At 71.6% G+C, this 15,760-nt stretch carries 13 protein-coding genes; 4 read left to right on the forward strand and 9 right to left on the reverse strand.

The features are described from left to right. Positions 1-170: 170 nt before the first annotated feature. From GTY96_RS10415 to GTY96_RS10430, 4 genes are read right to left on the reverse strand one after another with little or no spacing between them, the layout of a single operon-like run. The gene (locus GTY96_RS10415) at positions 171-1,256 is read right to left on the reverse strand and encodes an aminotransferase class I/II-fold pyridoxal phosphate-dependent enzyme (RefSeq protein ID WP_161664627.1); all 1,086 of its coding nucleotides are present in this window, start codon (positions 1,254-1,256) and stop codon (positions 171-173) included. Positions 1,257-1,271: 15 nt separating this feature from the next. Next, positions 1,272-3,128, reverse strand: a complete 1,857-nt coding sequence (locus tag GTY96_RS10420; RefSeq protein WP_161664628.1) for a hypothetical protein — start codon at positions 3,126-3,128, stop codon at positions 1,272-1,274. 17 nt (positions 3,129-3,145) lie between these two features. Beyond that, the gene (locus GTY96_RS10425) at positions 3,146-4,489 is read right to left on the reverse strand and encodes a hypothetical protein (RefSeq protein ID WP_161664629.1); all 1,344 of its coding nucleotides are present in this window, start codon (positions 4,487-4,489) and stop codon (positions 3,146-3,148) included. Positions 4,490-4,495: 6 nt separating this feature from the next. Beyond that, positions 4,496-5,125 carry a hypothetical protein gene (locus GTY96_RS10430; RefSeq protein ID WP_143900934.1) on the reverse strand — a complete coding sequence of 210 codons (630 nt, stop codon included), beginning with the start codon at positions 5,123-5,125 and terminating at the stop codon, positions 4,496-4,498. Positions 5,126-5,428: 303 nt separating this feature from the next. Between GTY96_RS10430 and GTY96_RS10435 the strand changes: the two genes are divergently transcribed. The 3 genes from GTY96_RS10435 to GTY96_RS10445 are packed head-to-tail and all read left to right on the forward strand — an operon-like array spanning position 5,429 to position 10,041. After that, positions 5,429-7,702 (forward strand): DUF4139 domain-containing protein, encoded by a 2,274-nt coding sequence (locus tag GTY96_RS10435; RefSeq protein ID WP_161664630.1) that lies wholly within the window; start codon positions 5,429-5,431, stop codon positions 7,700-7,702. Beyond that, the gene (locus GTY96_RS10440; protein WP_161664631.1) at positions 7,702-9,261 is read left to right on the forward strand and encodes a DUF4139 domain-containing protein; all 1,560 of its coding nucleotides are present in this window, start codon (positions 7,702-7,704) and stop codon (positions 9,259-9,261) included. The genes GTY96_RS10435 and GTY96_RS10440 overlap by 1 nt, the downstream gene beginning before the upstream one ends. Positions 9,262-9,276: 15 nt before the next feature. Next, the gene (locus GTY96_RS10445; RefSeq protein WP_143900940.1) at positions 9,277-10,041 is read left to right on the forward strand and encodes an alpha/beta fold hydrolase; all 765 of its coding nucleotides are present in this window, start codon (positions 9,277-9,279) and stop codon (positions 10,039-10,041) included. A gap of 52 nt (positions 10,042-10,093) precedes the next feature. Here GTY96_RS10445 and GTY96_RS10450 read toward each other — a convergent pair whose 3' ends face one another. The 4 genes from GTY96_RS10450 to def are packed head-to-tail and all read right to left on the reverse strand — an operon-like array spanning position 10,094 to position 13,893. Next, complete coding sequence (locus GTY96_RS10450; protein WP_161664632.1) at positions 10,094-11,269, reverse strand: FAD-dependent monooxygenase; 1,176 nt, start codon at positions 11,267-11,269, stop codon at positions 10,094-10,096. Between the two features lie 32 nt (positions 11,270-11,301). Then, positions 11,302-12,150: an MBL fold metallo-hydrolase gene (locus GTY96_RS10455; RefSeq protein WP_143900944.1), complete on the reverse strand. Its 849-nt coding sequence runs from the start codon at positions 12,148-12,150 to the stop codon at positions 11,302-11,304. A gap of 52 nt (positions 12,151-12,202) precedes the next feature. Further along, positions 12,203-13,270 carry an NADH:flavin oxidoreductase/NADH oxidase gene (locus tag GTY96_RS10460; protein WP_161664633.1) on the reverse strand — a complete coding sequence of 356 codons (1,068 nt, stop codon included), beginning with the start codon at positions 13,268-13,270 and terminating at the stop codon, positions 12,203-12,205. After that, on the reverse strand, positions 13,267-13,893 hold the full coding sequence (gene def / locus GTY96_RS10465) for a peptide deformylase (protein WP_143900948.1): 627 nt from the start codon (positions 13,891-13,893) through the stop codon (positions 13,267-13,269). Before def ends, GTY96_RS10460 begins: the two co-directional genes overlap by 4 nt. A 139-nt stretch (positions 13,894-14,032) precedes the next feature. On the opposite strand from def, the gene GTY96_RS10470 reads away from it, so the two are divergent. Then, positions 14,033-14,530 (forward strand): hypothetical protein, encoded by a 498-nt coding sequence (locus GTY96_RS10470; RefSeq protein ID WP_143900950.1) that lies wholly within the window; start codon positions 14,033-14,035, stop codon positions 14,528-14,530. A gap of 1 nt (position 14,531) precedes the next feature. Here the strand turns inward: GTY96_RS10470 and GTY96_RS10475 are convergent, their stop codons facing one another. After that, the gene (locus tag GTY96_RS10475; RefSeq protein ID WP_143900952.1) at positions 14,532-15,680 is read right to left on the reverse strand and encodes a fatty acid desaturase family protein; all 1,149 of its coding nucleotides are present in this window, start codon (positions 15,678-15,680) and stop codon (positions 14,532-14,534) included. Positions 15,681-15,760: the final 80 nt, after the last annotated feature.

The raw sequence follows: 15,760 nt of genomic DNA on the forward strand, positions 1-15,760 counted from the left end.
GCGCCCGGGGGACGCCCATCATCCCGCGTCCGACCCCGAACCGCCTCGCGCCGGGCTGGAGTGCACGAGCGCGGCGCGCAGGTGGCGCACGGAAGGACCGCGCGAAGTGGCCCTCCTCTTCGCCTTCCCACTCGGACTCCAACGCGTCTTCGCTCTCGTTCTCGTACCACTCATTCATGACGTGTCCTCCGCTGCTGCCTTCCGTCGACGGCTTCCACCAGCGCCTCCACTGCGTGAGTCAGCTCCTCCGCGCCGTGCCGCGCGGTGAGGATGAAGCTCACCGACACCTCCGGACCGCAGCGCGAGCGCTGGAGCACGGTCCGGATGCCACGCCGGTGCAGCCGCTCGTGGACCGCTCGCGGGTTCACCCCGCGAGGAAGCTGGATCCGCTGCACCGGGAACCGCCCGCCCACCGAGGCCAACCCCGACCGCCGCAGCCGCCCCCGGAAGTGCGCCACCCGCAGCGCCAGCGCCTCCCGGAGCGCGTCGCCTTTCCGGCGATTGATGGCCACCGCGTGCTCGGCGGCATGGAGATCCGCCACCGAAGGTGGACTGCAATGCATCCGCGTCTCGCTGCGCTCCTCGTACCTGGCCACCACCCGCGCGCCGCCGGCCATCAGCGCCATCGGCACACCCAAGGCCTTCGCCATCGAGCCGCACCACAGGACATCTGGCCCGTGGATGCCGTACCAGCGCAGCGAACCCCCTCCGCCGGCTCCGTATGGCAGGCCGGGCCCCGGCATGCCGAACACTCCCAAGGCTTGGGTGTCGTCCAGGATGAGCAGGCCCCCATGGGCCCGGACCACCTCCAGGTACGCGTCGAGCGGCGCCAGCGCGCCGCAGCCCGGACACCAACCGTCGCAGACCACCACCGGCCGGAGCCCCTGGCGCGGCGCCCGTGCCAGGAGCCTCGCCAGGGCCTCGGGCGAATGATGGGGAAAGCTCCTCACGGGTCCGCCGCGCGCCACCACCCGCTCGAACCCCCACCGCACCACCGGGTAGCTGCCTTCATCCCAGTAGAGGGCCACGGGGCGCCCCGCGAGCGCTCCGAACACGTCCCAGAACAGGTGCAGCGTGGAGCGGGCGAACAGCCCCCGCTCGCAGCCCACCAGCTCCGCCAGGGCGCGTGACGTCTCTTGCGTTCCGGGGGGCTCCTCGAGGATGGCCGGAGTGCCCAGGGTGAGCCGCTCCCACGGCGCGAGCGATCCGCTGGAGTGCTCCAGGCCCAGGTAGAGCGCGGAGGTGAAGTCGAGCACCGGCGCCGTCCCCCGTCACCGCCTCCGCTGCAGGGCCAGCCGGTTGCGCAGGTGCACCGAGGGGGACACGTAGCGCTCCGCCAGGCGCTGCTGGTCGGTGATGTCGACCGCGAGGTCCACGCCGGTGACGGCCCGGTACGCGTGGATGTAGCCCTGGATCTCCGGCCGCCAGTAGCGCGCCCAGTTGGCGGCCTGGTTCGGGTCGTTCGTGATGCTCCACGCGCCGTAGCGCACGGCCAGGAGCACCTGCTCGCCGTAGACGGCGAGGTCGTGGAAGTGCACCACGCTGACGTCCGTCCACCCCAGGAGCGACTTCATCGCATCCACCCGGTCCATCCACGGCTCCGGGTAGGGCACCATCACCCGCCCGCCGAGGAACTCGCGCATCTCCGGGCGCGACAGCAGCCACTGCTGCATCAGCATCTCCTGGCGCGCGGTGGAGGGCATGTCTCCGAACTGGTTATGGGCCCCCTGCGCCAGCAGGTAGTGCGTCTCCTTGAGCGAGTTGAGCACCGGGAAGCCGTCCGACACCACGGTGGTGTCATCGTCCTGCCGGAAGAACTGCACGCATTGGTGGAGCAGGTTGTGGAAGGACTCGAGGAACTTCGAGCGCCGATCCGCGGTGCGCATCCCGGACACGGCCTTGCCGTGCAGCGTGAAGCCATATTCGTGGTCGTACTCGTGGGCGCGGCGCACGACGCTCAGCCGGTGCTGCTCGTCCTGGAGGTAGCCCCACAACACGTTGTTGAGGGGCCGCAGCGGATCGATCTCCATGTTCGCCAGCGGATCCCGGTCCCCGGGCCCGCGCACGTTCTGGAAGCGATTGCTGATGTAGTTCATCGCCTGGACCAGCATTCCCTCCTCGTGCCAGTAGTTCCAGATGAGCTCCAGGAAGGTGGGGTAGCCCAGCTTCTGCTGGAGGATGCCGTAGCAAGCGGCGTAGTCGTCCTCCGGAATGTTCCGAGGCGCGATGACCGGCACGTCGGGGAGCTTGTTGCGGATGATCGCCAGGTAGGGGAGCGCGACATCGGCGCTTCCGTTCACATCCTCCAGGTAGTGCTTCCACACGACCTCGAAGTCGAAATCGCGAGGAAGCGTCTGGCCGAGGCGACCGCCCTCCACGCGCGCGTCCAGCTTGTCCAGCAGCTCCGTGAAGTCCACCAGCACGCCCGTGCGCTCCAGCATGAAGGCCTCGGTCAGGGCCTTCAGCTTCCGGTAGGCATCCACGCCAGGGAATGGCAGCCGGAGCTTGGGCTTGCGGATCGGGGTCGGCCTGCCCGGGCCCGGCAGGCCCGTGCCCGGGTCCGTCATGTGGTCGGGCGGGCAGAGGTGTGCGTCGATGAACCGGCTGTATTGATCGAAGGAGAGCCAATCGGTGGTCTTGCGGATGACCATCCAGAGGATGACGTCGGTCGTCAGCGGATGAAGGGTGCGCTGCAGCGCCACGGGGAGGACAGGCATGCGTCCAGCCGCGCCGAAGGAGTTGAGCTCGTTGAGCGCTTCGCGCACCACCTCCCGGACGTTCCTGTCGCCCTCTCCCGGGAGGAGGGTCAGCGACTGTTCGGCTTCCCAGGTGAACGCGGGCCTGGTGGAGCCCGCCCCTTCGAACTCCTCGAGGATGACCTTGGCCTTGAGGACGCCCGCGCGCCTCGAGCTGGGAATCGTCCAGGTCGCGTGGCCATTGAGCTCCTGCCTGTCCGCGCTGGACTTGGAGACCGGGGGTTCGACGCTGCCGGCCTCCACGGACCATCTGTAGACCCGATGCGTGAGCTTCGGGTTCACGTGGACGGGGGACGCCGACAGTTCGACGGTGGCACCCGAAGCGCTCGAGGTGACGGTGGTGGGTGAGAGAGTGAGTGTGACGCCAGCCATGATTCCATCCTCCAACGCTAGGTGACGACGTTCCGCGGCAACGCGGGAGCCCGGAGCACCGACGCCAGGGTCCGCGACTTCGAGAGTGACGCGCAGGTCTCGGACGCATCGAGCGTGCTGCGCAGGGCCCAGTACTTGAGGAGCTCGGCCAGGGCCTTGCTCTCCTCCTCGGGAGTGATGGCCCCGTCGGCCCTGGCCTGCCCGATGACGGCGAACACCAGCGAGGGCGGCGACTCACGAATGCGGGAGCGCCGGGCGCGCCACTCCCGGTACAGCTCGGAGAGCCGGTCTGGCTGACGCTCCCGCGTCTTCATGACCTCCACCAGCGTGCGTCCACGAAGGGACTCCGGCCGGTGCTCCACCAGGAGCCGCGCGATGCGCGGCAGGCTCGCCTCGAGCGCGCCGAGCACCCGGCGGTGCTGCTCGGACAGTCCGTCGATGGGGTAGAACGCCTTCCACAGTCGCGCCAGCCGCGCCCACTGCGGATGCGGATACAGCAGTCCGCCCAGCGCGCTGCTCAGCTTGACGCGGATCCACGGGATGGGATGGGGGTCGTCCATGTTCAGCCGGAACACGAACGGCCGCGGCAGGCTCACCACCCCCATCAGCCCCACCGTGGCGGTCACCCCCACGCGAGCCACCGACCAGAAATCCGCGACGACCTCCGAGATCCACCGCTCCCACAGGCCCCAGACCAGCGCGTCCTCGGGCCCTTCACGCGGCACGTCGCGCAGGGCCACGCGGAGCGAGGCCACCAGGTCCAGCAGCGCCGCCCCCTGGTGCCCCACCTCGTGGAAGAGGGAGGACGCGAGGCTGCTGCCGATCATCCGCTCGCGGGGGACGCGGATGATGGCCACCGGGTTCGCCCCGCCGCCGGGCAGACGCGTGCGCGCCCGGCGGATGGCCGCTCCGGGGCCGCGAGCCAGGTAGCAGATGACGGGCGGCGCCTCGTAGTACCCCGGCAGCTCCAGCGCGTTCTTGGAGAGCACGTCCAGCCCCGCCAGCCAGACGCCGTTGTCCGCCTCGCTGCGCTGGCTCATGGCCTCGCTGAAGATGTCGAACTGCGACAGCACCACGTTGAAGCGCAGCCGCAGGAAGGTGAAGCGCCGCTGCGCCTCGGCGGGGGCCGCGTGTCGGCCCCAGGGGCCCTCCAACCACGCGAGGTACTGGTGGATCTGCGTCCGTAGCTCACGGCGCCCCTTGACCAGGTAGCTCTCCAACGCCGCCTGCGCTTCGACGGAGAGCGTGGCCGCTGGGACCATCGTCTCCGACATGGCGAAGGACTTGATGCGCTCGAGCCGGGTGAGCAGCGCGCGGGCCTCCTGTGACAGCATCCAGGAGGCGAAGGAGCCGGAGGACATGGTGGCTCAGACCCCGTAGAGGATGATCTTGTTGCCCTTGCGCACCCAGCGGCCACTGCGGCCACCGGTGCCCGCGGCGTGCGGCATCTGGGCGGCGAAGCCAGGGGCGAACTTCTGGATGGCCTGGTGGACGGCGGCGCCAGCCACCTGCTGGGGCGAAGCATTGTCGGGCGAGTTGAGGGCCGTCTTGGAGGCGTCCGAGGCGAGTCGGACAATCTGCCGGGCCACCTCGAACTCGCGGTCCTCCTGGCTCAGGCCCTCCAGTTCGAGCCCGAACGCCTGGCCCGCCATGGAGGCCAGCTTGCCACCGACGGCGCCGCCCACGCCGGGGACCACGAGGTTGCCGAGCGCGCTGCCCACCATCGGCAGGGCCTGCCTGGCCAGTCCCTTGAGCATGCCCCCGAGCTGCTTGCCCAGCGGAGACTTCACGACCTTGCCGACGGCGCTGCCCACCTTCTTGATGATGTTGCCGAGGAACTGATCCAGCTCCTGCTCGTTGCTGACCTCCAGCAGCTCCGAGGCGAGCTCGTTCAGCTCGTTCTCGTTGAAGACCTCGCCCCACTCCGACTCGGCGTTGAACTCGAACTCGAACGACTCCCCCTCCAGTTCCTGGTAGGTGCGATCCACGTCATGCATGGTCAGTTCCTCGTGTGATGGGGCCGGCTTCGTGGCCGCGGGTTCGGACCGGGCATAAGCAGCGGCTGTGCCAACCCCGCCGAGGGTCGCTCCTGCTCTGGGAGTCAGGGCGCGGGAGCGAAGCGCGCTTCGGCGGCGCCGGCCGAACGGGAGATTCGGCGAAGCAGGCTTCGGCGCCCCGTCATGGCCCCGTGGGCTCCGGGCGAGTCCCCCCCCTGGCGAGGGCATTCGTCCCCTCGCCGTCGCCATTCGCGGGGCCGTCGGCTAGCGTTCGGCCCTCTCCGCGGAACAAGAGGGGGGCCCATGCGCGTCGTACCGTCCATCCTGGAATCCGTCACCGTTCACGCCGAAGGCGCGCTGTGCACCCGCGCGCTCGTGCTCTCCCCCGAGGACGGGCACCTGCCCGAACAGGTCCGCGTCGACGGCCTGCCCCTGGCCCTGCGAACAGCGACCCTGCGCGCCCGCGTGGTGGAGGGCCCCACCGGGCTCCTCGTCCGCGACCTGCGGCCCACGTTCGACGTGCGGCTGCCCGCCGAATCGGACCTGCCCGCGGAGCTGCACGCGGCCGAAGCGGCGGAGGCCGCGCTGTCGGACGTGCTGGGCCGGCTGGAGCGGGTGCGCGCGGAGCTGGAGACCCTTCAGGGACTGGCGCCCTCCTTCCCGCCCCAGCGCAAGGGCCAGCTCCCGCGCGAGGCGCCCCTCGCCGCGATGCTGGCGCTGACGGGCTTCGTGGACGCGGAGCTGACGGCGCTGCATGCCCAGCGGCTGGAGCTGGAGCGGCAGTACCGCGACGCCACCCAAGAGCTGGAGCTGCGCCGCCGCCGCGTCCAGGAGCTGTCCTCCGCGCGAAGCGTGGACCGGGCCCGGCTCTTCCGCGCGGCCCTCCTCACGCTGTCCGGCCCCATCGCCGCGAACGCGGAGGCGCGCCTGGTGTTGGAGTACGCCGTGGCGGGCGCGCGATGGGTGCCCACCTACGACCTGCGCCTGCCGCGCACGCTGGAGGAAGGCACGCTGCGCATGCGTGCCGCCGTCATCCAGCGGACCGGCGAGGACTGGAAGGGGGTCCGGCTGTCGGTCTCCACCGCGAGCCTGGAGCGGCGCGCGGTGGTGCCGGAGCTGAAGTCGCTGCGCATCGGCCGCAGCCAGCCGGCGCCCGTGCGCTCGGGATGGCGTGAGCCCGCGCCGGGCCTGGACGAGCTGTTCGCGGGCTACGACGCCATGACGGTGCCGCCCCCTCTCGCGATGCCCGAGCCTCTTCCGCCCCCTCCGATGGACGAGCTGGACGCGGATGAGGACTCGTTCGGGAGCGTGGTGGCCTTCGAGGAGTCCTTGAAGGAGAAGTCGCCGAAGGCGATGTCGTCCTCGTATGGGGGCGCGCCGGGCGCTCCGCCCATGGCGCCCCCTTCCGTCTCCCGGCCCGCGCCGCCGCCCATGCCGGCTCCCAAGGCCGCGGCCCCCGCGCTGGGCGGAGTCCGCCCGTCGGCGGCCCCGAGCCGGAACCTCAGCGACGGCGGAGACCTCAGCCGGAGTTTCCGGCGGGATGCCCCGGGCCGGGGCGGCGGCGGGATGAGCAAGAAGCGCGCGGCCGAGGAGGAGAGCCTCGATGATGCCCCGATGATGGACCTGTCATCGGACCTCTCGGACGGCGAGGGCGGCGGCGGGGAGTCGCGGCGCACGAGGGCCCTGGAGCCCGCGGACAGCCTGTTCGACTACGACTCGCTGACGCTGGCCCCTCCGGGCGCTCCAGCCGAGCGCGGCCGGCTGACGCCCCGGCCGGCGCTCATCACGCAGGCGAGGCTGTCCGTCACTTCCGTGAGTCTCCAGGTCGAAGTGGTGCGCCTGGAGGCCCAGGCCTTCGTCACCGCCGAGTCCGTGAACACCGTGCCGCCGCCCACGTGGGCGGTGGCGCCGCGCGACTCCGCCCGGCACTTCGACGCGCGCTTCGACGCGGAGGCGGTCGCGGACGTGCCCGCCGACGGCGCGTGGCACACGGTGCCCATGCTGACGGTGCCCCTGGAGTTCCGCGCCGAATACGTCTGCGTGCCTTCGGTGGAGCCGCGGGTCTTCCGCACGGTGCGCCTGGACAATCGGACACCGCACCCGCTGCTCGCGGGGCCCGTGGACGTGACGCTCGGGGATGAGTTCCTGATGACCTCTCCGCTGCCCACGCTCGGGCCCGGCGAGACGCAGCGGCTGGGATTGGGCGTGGAGGAAGCGATCCAGGTGGCGCGCAACACGCGCTTCGAGGAAGCGACGGGCGGCATGTTCGGCAACAACACCGTCCTCACGCACCACGTCTCCGTGGAGGTGACCAACCACCTCGCGCGTCCCGCGACGCTCGCCATCTCCGAGCGCATCGGCGCGGTGCCCGAGTCCCAGAAGGACCTCAAGGTCGAGGAGGCGGAGGTCATCCCGCCCTGGCAGAAGCCCACGCCCCTGCCCGGAGAGGTCGCGGTGGAGGGCGAGCGGGTCTGGCGCATGAGCATGCCCGCCGGAGAGAAGCGTTCGATGAAGGCGACATGGGTCGTGAAGCTGCCCGGCAACAAGATGCTGTACGGCGGGAACCGGAGGACATGATGCGCACTTCCATTCTGTTGCCCCTGGTCAAGGTGACGGTCCTGGAGGACCGGGCCCTCATCGAGCGCACCGGCGAGGTGACGCTGCCTCCGGGCCCGTGCCGCCTCGCGGTGGACGGCCTGCCGGCGGTGGCCGTGGACCGCTCGCTTCAAGCGAAGCTCTCAGGTGGCGTGGTGACCCAGGCCAGCCTGCGCCGCTCGATGCGCGCGGTGCTCCCGGAGGCCCTGCGCGAACACGCCACGGAGCTGGCCCGCCGCGCCTTCGAGCGCGAGCAGGAGCTGGAGCGCGCGCAGGCGGAGGTCGGTCGCCTGGAGACGCGGCGCGACCTGCTGGAGGCCGCGCGGACCGAGGTCTTCCGCGCCATCAGCGAGCGCACCGGCGCGGGCGAGGCGGATCCGACGCGCTGGAAGGAACAGCTCGAAACGCTGCGCAAGGAGCAGGCCGCGACGGACGACACGCTCTGGCAGGCCCGGCGCTCCGCGGCGCGCCTCCAACGCCAGCATGAGCAGGAGACCCGCGAGGTGCTGGCGCGCACGGCTCCCGCCGAGCCCACGGTGGACGTGCGCGCGGAGCTGGACGTGAGCCACGCGACGGGCGGGCCGGTGACGTTGACGCTGACGTACCTGGTGCCCTGCGCCGCATGGCGGCCCGCGTATCGCGCGGCCCTGAGCCTCGCGGACGAGGGCTCGACGGTGGCGTTGGAGTGCGAGGCCGTCGTCTGGCAGAACACGGGCGAGGCCTGGAAGGACGTGACGCTGGCCTTCTCCACGGCGCGCCCCACGCTGGGTGCCACGCCCCCCAGGCTCGAGGAGGACTGGCTGTCCCTGCGGGACAAGACAGCGCGAGAGAAGCAGGTGGTGGAGGTCTCCGTCCGCGAGGAGTCCATCCAGACGACCGGCGAGGCCGGGACCTCGAAGGCCGCGGATGCGCTGCCCGGCATGGACGACGGCGGAGCGCCGGTGACGCTGTCCACGCCCCACAAGGTCACGGTGCCGTCGGACGGCGAGGCGCACCGCGTGGCGCTGTTCGCGTTCACGGCGCCCGCGACGTCGGAGCTGGTGGCCTGCCCGGAGCAGTCGCCGCTGGTGCACCGGGTGGCGCGGTTCGCCAACACGGGGCCGACGGTGCTGATGGCCGGGCCGGTGGACCTGGTGCGCTCGAAGGGCTACGTGGGCCGCGCGCAGCTCAAGTTCGCGGGCCGGGGCGAGCGCGTGAAGCTGGGCTTCGGCAGCGAGGACTCGCTGCGCGTGTCACGGCAGGCGGAGTCGAGCGAGGAGGTCGCGCGCATCACCAGCCGGCGCACGAACACGGAGCGGGTGAAGCTGTTCGTCTCCAACATGGGGGCGATGCCGGCGAACCTGGTGGTGGAGGAGCGCATGCCGGTGTCCGAGGTGGAGGCCGTGGAGGTGGCGCTGCTCAAGGACGCCACGAAGCCCGCGCCCACGAAGGTGAGCGACGACGGCATCGTGCGCTTCGAGTTGAACGTCCCGCCGCGCTCCCGGCAGACGGTGTCCTTCGGCTTCACGGTGGCCCGCTCCGGGAAGGTCTCGGGCCTGTAGGAGAGAGTCCACGCCATGCCCTTCGCGACGAAGTCCGGCCGCCGCATCCACTACGAGGTCCAGGGACGTGGGCCTCCCCTGCTCCTCCTGCACGGCCTGCTCCAGCTGGGCTCGCACTGGGCCCTCAAGGGGTACCTGCCCGCGCTGACGGAGGCGTACACCGTGGTGACCTTCGACTCGCTGGGGCACGGGCGGAGCGAAGCGCCCCACGACCTGGAGGCCTACAGGCTGCGGCACCGGGTGGAGGACGTGCTGTCGGTGCTCGACACGCTGTCCATCGGCAGGGCCCAGGCGTGGGGCTATTCGATGGGCGGTTGGACGCTGTGCGGGCTGGCCGCCGCCGCGCCGGAGCGGCTGACGTCCTACGTGGTGGGCGGTTGGGATCCCGTCGTCGGGCTGCCCATCGCCTACGCGGCCCTGGCGAAGCAGCTCAAGTCGTCCGAGGAAGTGGATTGGTTCCACGTGCTCCTGATGGGCGCGCGGCGAGCCCCGGAGCTGGCGGAGGCCATCGACGCGGGCGACCTGGAGGCCCTGCGCCTGTGCCTGAGGGCCTGCGAGGACTCAGCGGGCCAGGATGAAGCGCTGGTCCGCTCCGGGCGACCGGGGCTCTTGTACTGCGGGGAGAAGGACCCGTACCACGACGCCATGAAGGGGGTGGCGGAGCGGGCGGGCGCGGCCTTCGCCACCATCGAACACGCGGACCATGGTGGAGCCTGGGCGAAGGCCCCCAAGGTGCTGCCGCACGTCCTGCCGTTCCTCGCGTCGACCGCGTCGAAGTGACCCCCGGCCTGACCGGGGCGCGGGTGAGACCGCGCGCCCGCTCCGGCGCGGCTCAGCGCAAGGGCGCCACCAGCTGGCGGAGCTGGTTCTTCGCGGCGGACTCCGGGACACGCCGGAAGAGCGCATCGCGGACAAAGCGAGCGGCCGTGCTCTCCCACTGGGCCATCCGTCCCACCTGGTGTGAGCGCACGACCATCGCGTTGGCGCGCTTCACCCGGATGGCCTCGTAGGCGCGCAGCGCGTCCTCCACGCTCCCGGGAGCCGTCAGACACTCCGCCAGCACCACGCCGTCCTCGATGGCCTGACATCCCCCCTGCCCCAGGTTCGGGGTCATCGGGTGCGCGGCGTCTCCCAGGAGCGTCACCCGTCCGCGGCTCCAGTGCGCCAGCGGCGGCCGGTCGTGGATGTCCGTGCGCAGGACGCGCTCGGGAGGCGTCGCCGCGAGCAGTCGCGCGATGGGCGCATGCCACCCCGCGAAACGCTCCTGGAGGACCGCGAGCGTCTGGCCCGGAGCATCCTCCGCCCCCGCGGGGGCGTTGAGCGTGGCGTACCAGTACACCTCGCCGTGACCGATGGGCACGATGCCGAAGCGCGCCCCGGGCCCCCACGTCTCGATCATCTGGCCCGCCGTGACCCACTCCGCGCCCGGGCAGACGCCACGCCAGCTGGTGTAGCCGGAGTACCGCGTGGGCTCGTCGCCCCGAAGGCCGGAGCGCACGACGGAGCGCAGGCCATCCGCGCCCACCAGCACGTCGCCGGAGACGGTGGTGCCGTCGGACAGCGACACCGTGACGTGCCCCTCCGCGTCCTGGAAGCCCGTCACCGACACGCCCAGCCGCACGGCGTCCTCGGGGCCCGCATGGGCGCGCAGGACGGCCTGGAGGCGGGCGCGGTGGATGGCGACCATCGGGGCATCCAGCTCCTGCTGGAGCGAGCGCACGTCGACGCGGCTGATGCGTCGCCCCGCCAAGTCGAGGATGAGGGTCTGCTCGGGCCGCTCGCCTTCCGCCACGACGGCGTCACACAGGCCGATCCTGCGCAGGGCGAGCGCCGCGTTCATCTGCACGATGATGCCCGCGCCGACCTGCCGCAGCGCCTCCGCGCGCTCGAACACCGTGGCGCGAACGCCGGCCCGCTGGAGCGCGCACGCCAGCGTGAGGCCGCCAATGCCCGCGCCCGCGATGAGGACATGGCGGGAGGACGGAGGCGCGACGAGGGGAGGAGTCATGGTGGGCCTCGCGGGAAGGCCGGGGCTGGCGCTCAACCGAACCAGCGGCCGGAGTCAGGCGCGAAGACTCGCACGCGCTCCAGGAGTGAGGCGGGGAGGCGGGCCTGGAGGGTCGCATGGACCTGCGCGGGGCTGTAAGCCTGACTGAAGTGCATCAGGACCAGGGCCTCGTTCTGGAAGCGGTCGGCCATGGCGGCGATCTCCTCCAGGTGGATGTGCGCCCGCTCCTGCGCGTCGCGCACGGTGCGCTCCGAGTCAATGAACGTGCACTCCAGGATGAGCACGCGGCTGTCGAACAGGGACGGCTGGCGCTCCAATACATTGGAGAGCGTGTCGGTGCAGTAGGCCAGCTCCAGGCGCTCGACTTCATCGAACAGGGGCTCACCGGCCTGCCTCCGGCGGCCGATCTCCGCTGGAGGCAGCTCGCGGTACTCGGCCTTGAGCTTGGCGACGCGGCGGAGGAACTGGTAGCCCAGCGAGGGCACGGGGTGGTGCGTGCGAAAGGCGCGCACCCACAGGTCCTGCTGCACCTTCACGGTGTCGCCGGGCCGCAGGGGAACGGTGCGGATGTCCGACTTCATGCGGTGCAGCCGCCCCAGGGCCGCGAGCGCCTCCTGCACGGGCGCTTCGATCTCCGCCGGAAGGTAGACGAACGGAGGCCCCTTCCCCACGAGCGCGCGGATGCCCAGGAGCGAGCCCAGGGCGCTGGCGTGGTCCGCGTGGCCATGGCTCAGGAAGATGCGGTCGGTGCCAGCGAAGGACCGGATGGGGATGCCGGCATCCAGCAACACCCCCAGCTCCGGGACCAGGAGCGACGTGTACACGCCGCCCACGGACACACCGCGCACGGTATAGGGGCCCGCCTGCACTTCGGTCAGCATGGGGACCAGCTTACGCGGACTTTGAACGGGACCGGCGGCCCCAGGACGCGCGTCAGTTCTTCGCGCGCTCGTACTGGTGCGGCCACATCACGTCCGCGCGCAGCTCCTTCGCGGCGCGCAGCGGCCAGTACGGATCCCTCAGGAGCTCCCGGGCCAGGATGACGACGTCCGCCTGCCCGGTGACGAGCACGTGCTCCGCCTGGAACGCGGAGCGGATCATCCCCACCGCGCCCGTCATCACGCCCGTCTCCTGGCGCACCTTCTCCGCCAGGTGCGTCTGGTAGCCCGGCCCCACCGGGATCTTCGCGGTGGCCACCACGCCCCCCGACGAGCAGTCGATGAGGTCCACGCCCTCCTTCGCCACCAGCCGCGCCAGCGCCACCGACTCCTCCGGCGTCCAGCCCCCCTCCACCCAGTCCGTCGCGGAGATGCGCATGAAGAGCGGCAACGACTCCGGCCACTTCGAGCGCACCGCGCGCGTCACCTCCAGCGCGAAGCGCGTGCGGTTCTCGAACGACCCGCCGTACCGGTCCGTCCGCGTGTTCGACAGCGGCGACAGGAACTCATGCAGCAGGTAGCCGTGCGCCGCGTGCAGCTCGATGACCTGGAACCCCGCCGCCTTCGCGCGCACCGCCGCGTCCGCGAACGCCTTCACGACGCGCGCGATGCCCGCCTCATCCAGCGCCGCGGGCACCGGATAGCCCTCCGTGAACGACTCCGTCGTGGGCCCGAACGGCGTCCAGCCCCCGTCCTCCGGAGCCACCCGCGCCCCCGCGTCCCAGGGCCGGGGCGTGGACGCCTTGCGCCCCGCGTGCGCCAGCTGCACGCCCGACGCGGCCCCATTCTGGTGCAGGAAGCGGTTGATGCGCGCCAGCTGCTCCACGTGCGCGTCCTTCCACAACCCCAGGTCCTGCGGCGAGATGCGCCCCTCCGGCTCCACGGCCGTGGCCTCCGTCAGGATGAGCCCCGCGCCGCCCACCGCGCGGCTGCCCAGGTGCACCACGTGCCACTCGTTGGCGAAGCCGTCCTCGCTCGAGTACTGGCACATGGGCGAGACCACGACACGGTTTCGCAACGTGATGTCCCGCAGCTTCAACGGGCTGAAGAGCTTGCTGCTCATGACTTGTCCTCCGGGGAAATCGAAACCTGCTGCTCCGCCAGCCCCAGCGCCGCGCGCACCTGGGCCGTGCTCCTGCCCAGCCAGTGCCGCCGGTGGTTCTCCTGCGTCGTGAGGCTGCGCGTCTCCATGCGGTCCACGTAGAGCGTGCCGTCCAGGTGATCCACCTCATGCTGGAGGATGCGCGCGTACCAGCCCCGCGCCGACACCGTCACCGGCTTCCCGTGCTCGTCCAGCGCCTCCACCCGCACGCCGCGTGCCCGGGACACCAGCGCCGCGAGCCCGTTCACGCTCAGACACCCTTCGTGGAACTCCATCGGCGTGGGGTCCTCCACCACCAGCCGCGGGTTGATCAACACGTGGAAGCCCACCGGCGCCCGCTCCCGCGAGGCGAGGTCCGCGGCCGAGGCTCCGGCCTGGTACTCGGCGCGGTCCTCGATGACGACCAGCCGCACGCCCACCCCCACCTGGGGCGCCGCCAACCCCACGCCGGGGGCATCCCGCATCGTGTCGCGCATCAGCGCGATGAGCTGGCGCGTGGCCTCGCCGCCAATCTCCTCGGGGGTCAGCTCTCGCGCGCGCTGGCGCAGCACCGGTTCTCCTGCCTGGACGATTTTCAGCACCATGGTGGCCCCCACCGTAACAATCGCTCTCCCGCCGCGCCGCATCCCCGTGAAGCGGGCACGGGCCCGGCCGCCGGGTTCCCCACGGGGAGGGCAACCCCTGGCGTGGAGGGGTGCCACTGACGGTAGGCTGCGTCGCACCATGGCTCGCCGCAAGAAGGCCGAAGAGACCACCGCCCGGGTGCGCAACCTGCTCGCCCTCGACGCCGCCGGCATCATGCGGAGGCTCGCCGCGCGCAGGGAGGAGATGTTCCTGCTCTTCTCCCGCCTGCGCAGCCGAGGGCCGCTGGTGGAGACGGTGGCGTCGCGCTACGCGGAGGGCGCCTTCGCCCAGCTCATCCACCTCCCCGAACAGGAGCAGGCGGTGGTGGACCACTTCTACGCGCGCCTGGACGAGCTGCGCTGGTACTTCACCTACACCGAGGACATGCCCGGCACCGCGCACCAGACCTTCATCGCGCTGCACCGCAGGCTGGAGGAGAGCTACCGCCTGTTCGTGGAGACGCTGGGGCTGCCCGTGCAACCCGACGGCGTGCGCGTGGTGAACGCGGAGGCCGTCCGCCACGAGGAGGTCGCCGCGGAGCCCACGCCGGTGGCGCTCGCCCCGCTGCCCCGCCGCCGGCGCGCGCCGCCCGCCTGACTCAGGCCGCGGAGGCCTCCGCCGCGTCCGCCGCCGACATCTCGGGGGCCGGAGCCTTCACCAGCCGCTTCATGGACGCCTTGCCCACGACGACGTCCACCATCTTCCGCGCGCGCGTCCAGACGCTCTCCTGCACGTACGGGATGCCGTACTTCTCGCACAGGGCGCGCACGTGTGGCTGCGCCTCGCGGTACTTCAGCATCGGCAGGTCCGGCCAGAGGTGGTGTTCAATCTGGTAGTTCAGCCACAGGTGCGCGAAGTCGTTGAGGTCGCCGCCCGTGCGGTAGTTCGCGCTGCCCAGCACCTGCTGCACCATGCGCTCCGACTTGTTCGCGGGCGCGGAGTCGAAGCGGTACAGGTCCTCGCCGGTGTGGTTGGGCCCCACGACGAAGAACGTGTGCAGGTTGGTGACGACGTCCGCCAGCACGGAGTTGCACAGCACGCTGAACGCCGCCCACGGGCCCAGCAGCCCGAAGACCGCCGGGTACAGTCCAAAGTAGACCGCCGCGTACGGCAGGTAGCAGCGCGAGAGGAGCTCCCACACCTCCGCGCGCGTCAGCGCCCCACCCTCGCGGCGCCCCTTGCGCCGCAGCGACCCCAGCGTCTCCGGCGCGTAGTAGCTCGCGCGCCAGGTGATGGCCAGCAGCGCCAGCTGCACGTAGCGCAGCGGCAGCGGCCGGCCGGTGTCGCGCAGCGTGCCCTCCGCGTTGCGCTCCAGCAGATCCGGATCCGCGTCCTCGCCCGTGTGCGAGTGGTGCAGCACGTTGTGCTCGAAGACCCACGCCTCCGGCAGCATCCAGTCCAGCCAGTCCACGAACCTGCGGGCCCCCTTCGCGAAGCCCTTGCTGGTGCGCGACGCGGGCATGCCCGGCACCCGGTCGTAGCCCCGGTGCCCCACGTGGTGCATGAGCAGCCAGCGCGTGGAGCGCCCCAGCCCCAGCGCCACCGCGCTCAGCGGGTTGGGGGCGATCCACGCCGTGGCCACGCCCAGCGCCGTGGCCACCCGCCCCCAGCGCTCCAGCTTGCGCAGGTGCGCCGCGTCCGCCTCGCCCAGGTTCGCGTCCAGCCGGGCGCGCAGCGCCTTCAGCTCCTGGTGGAACCCCTCCACGTCCACGGAGGCGAGGTCGAAGTCGGGGGTACCGCGAGACATGGAGGAACTCCTCGGGAGCGGGACGGAAACCAAGGCACGGCCAAGGCGGGCCGCACGGTAGCCTCCGCCCGCGCTCGCGA

Origin of the sequence: Corallococcus silvisoli (assembly GCF_009909145.1) — a bacterium.
Taxonomy (GTDB): domain Bacteria; phylum Myxococcota; class Myxococcia; order Myxococcales; family Myxococcaceae; genus Corallococcus; species Corallococcus silvisoli.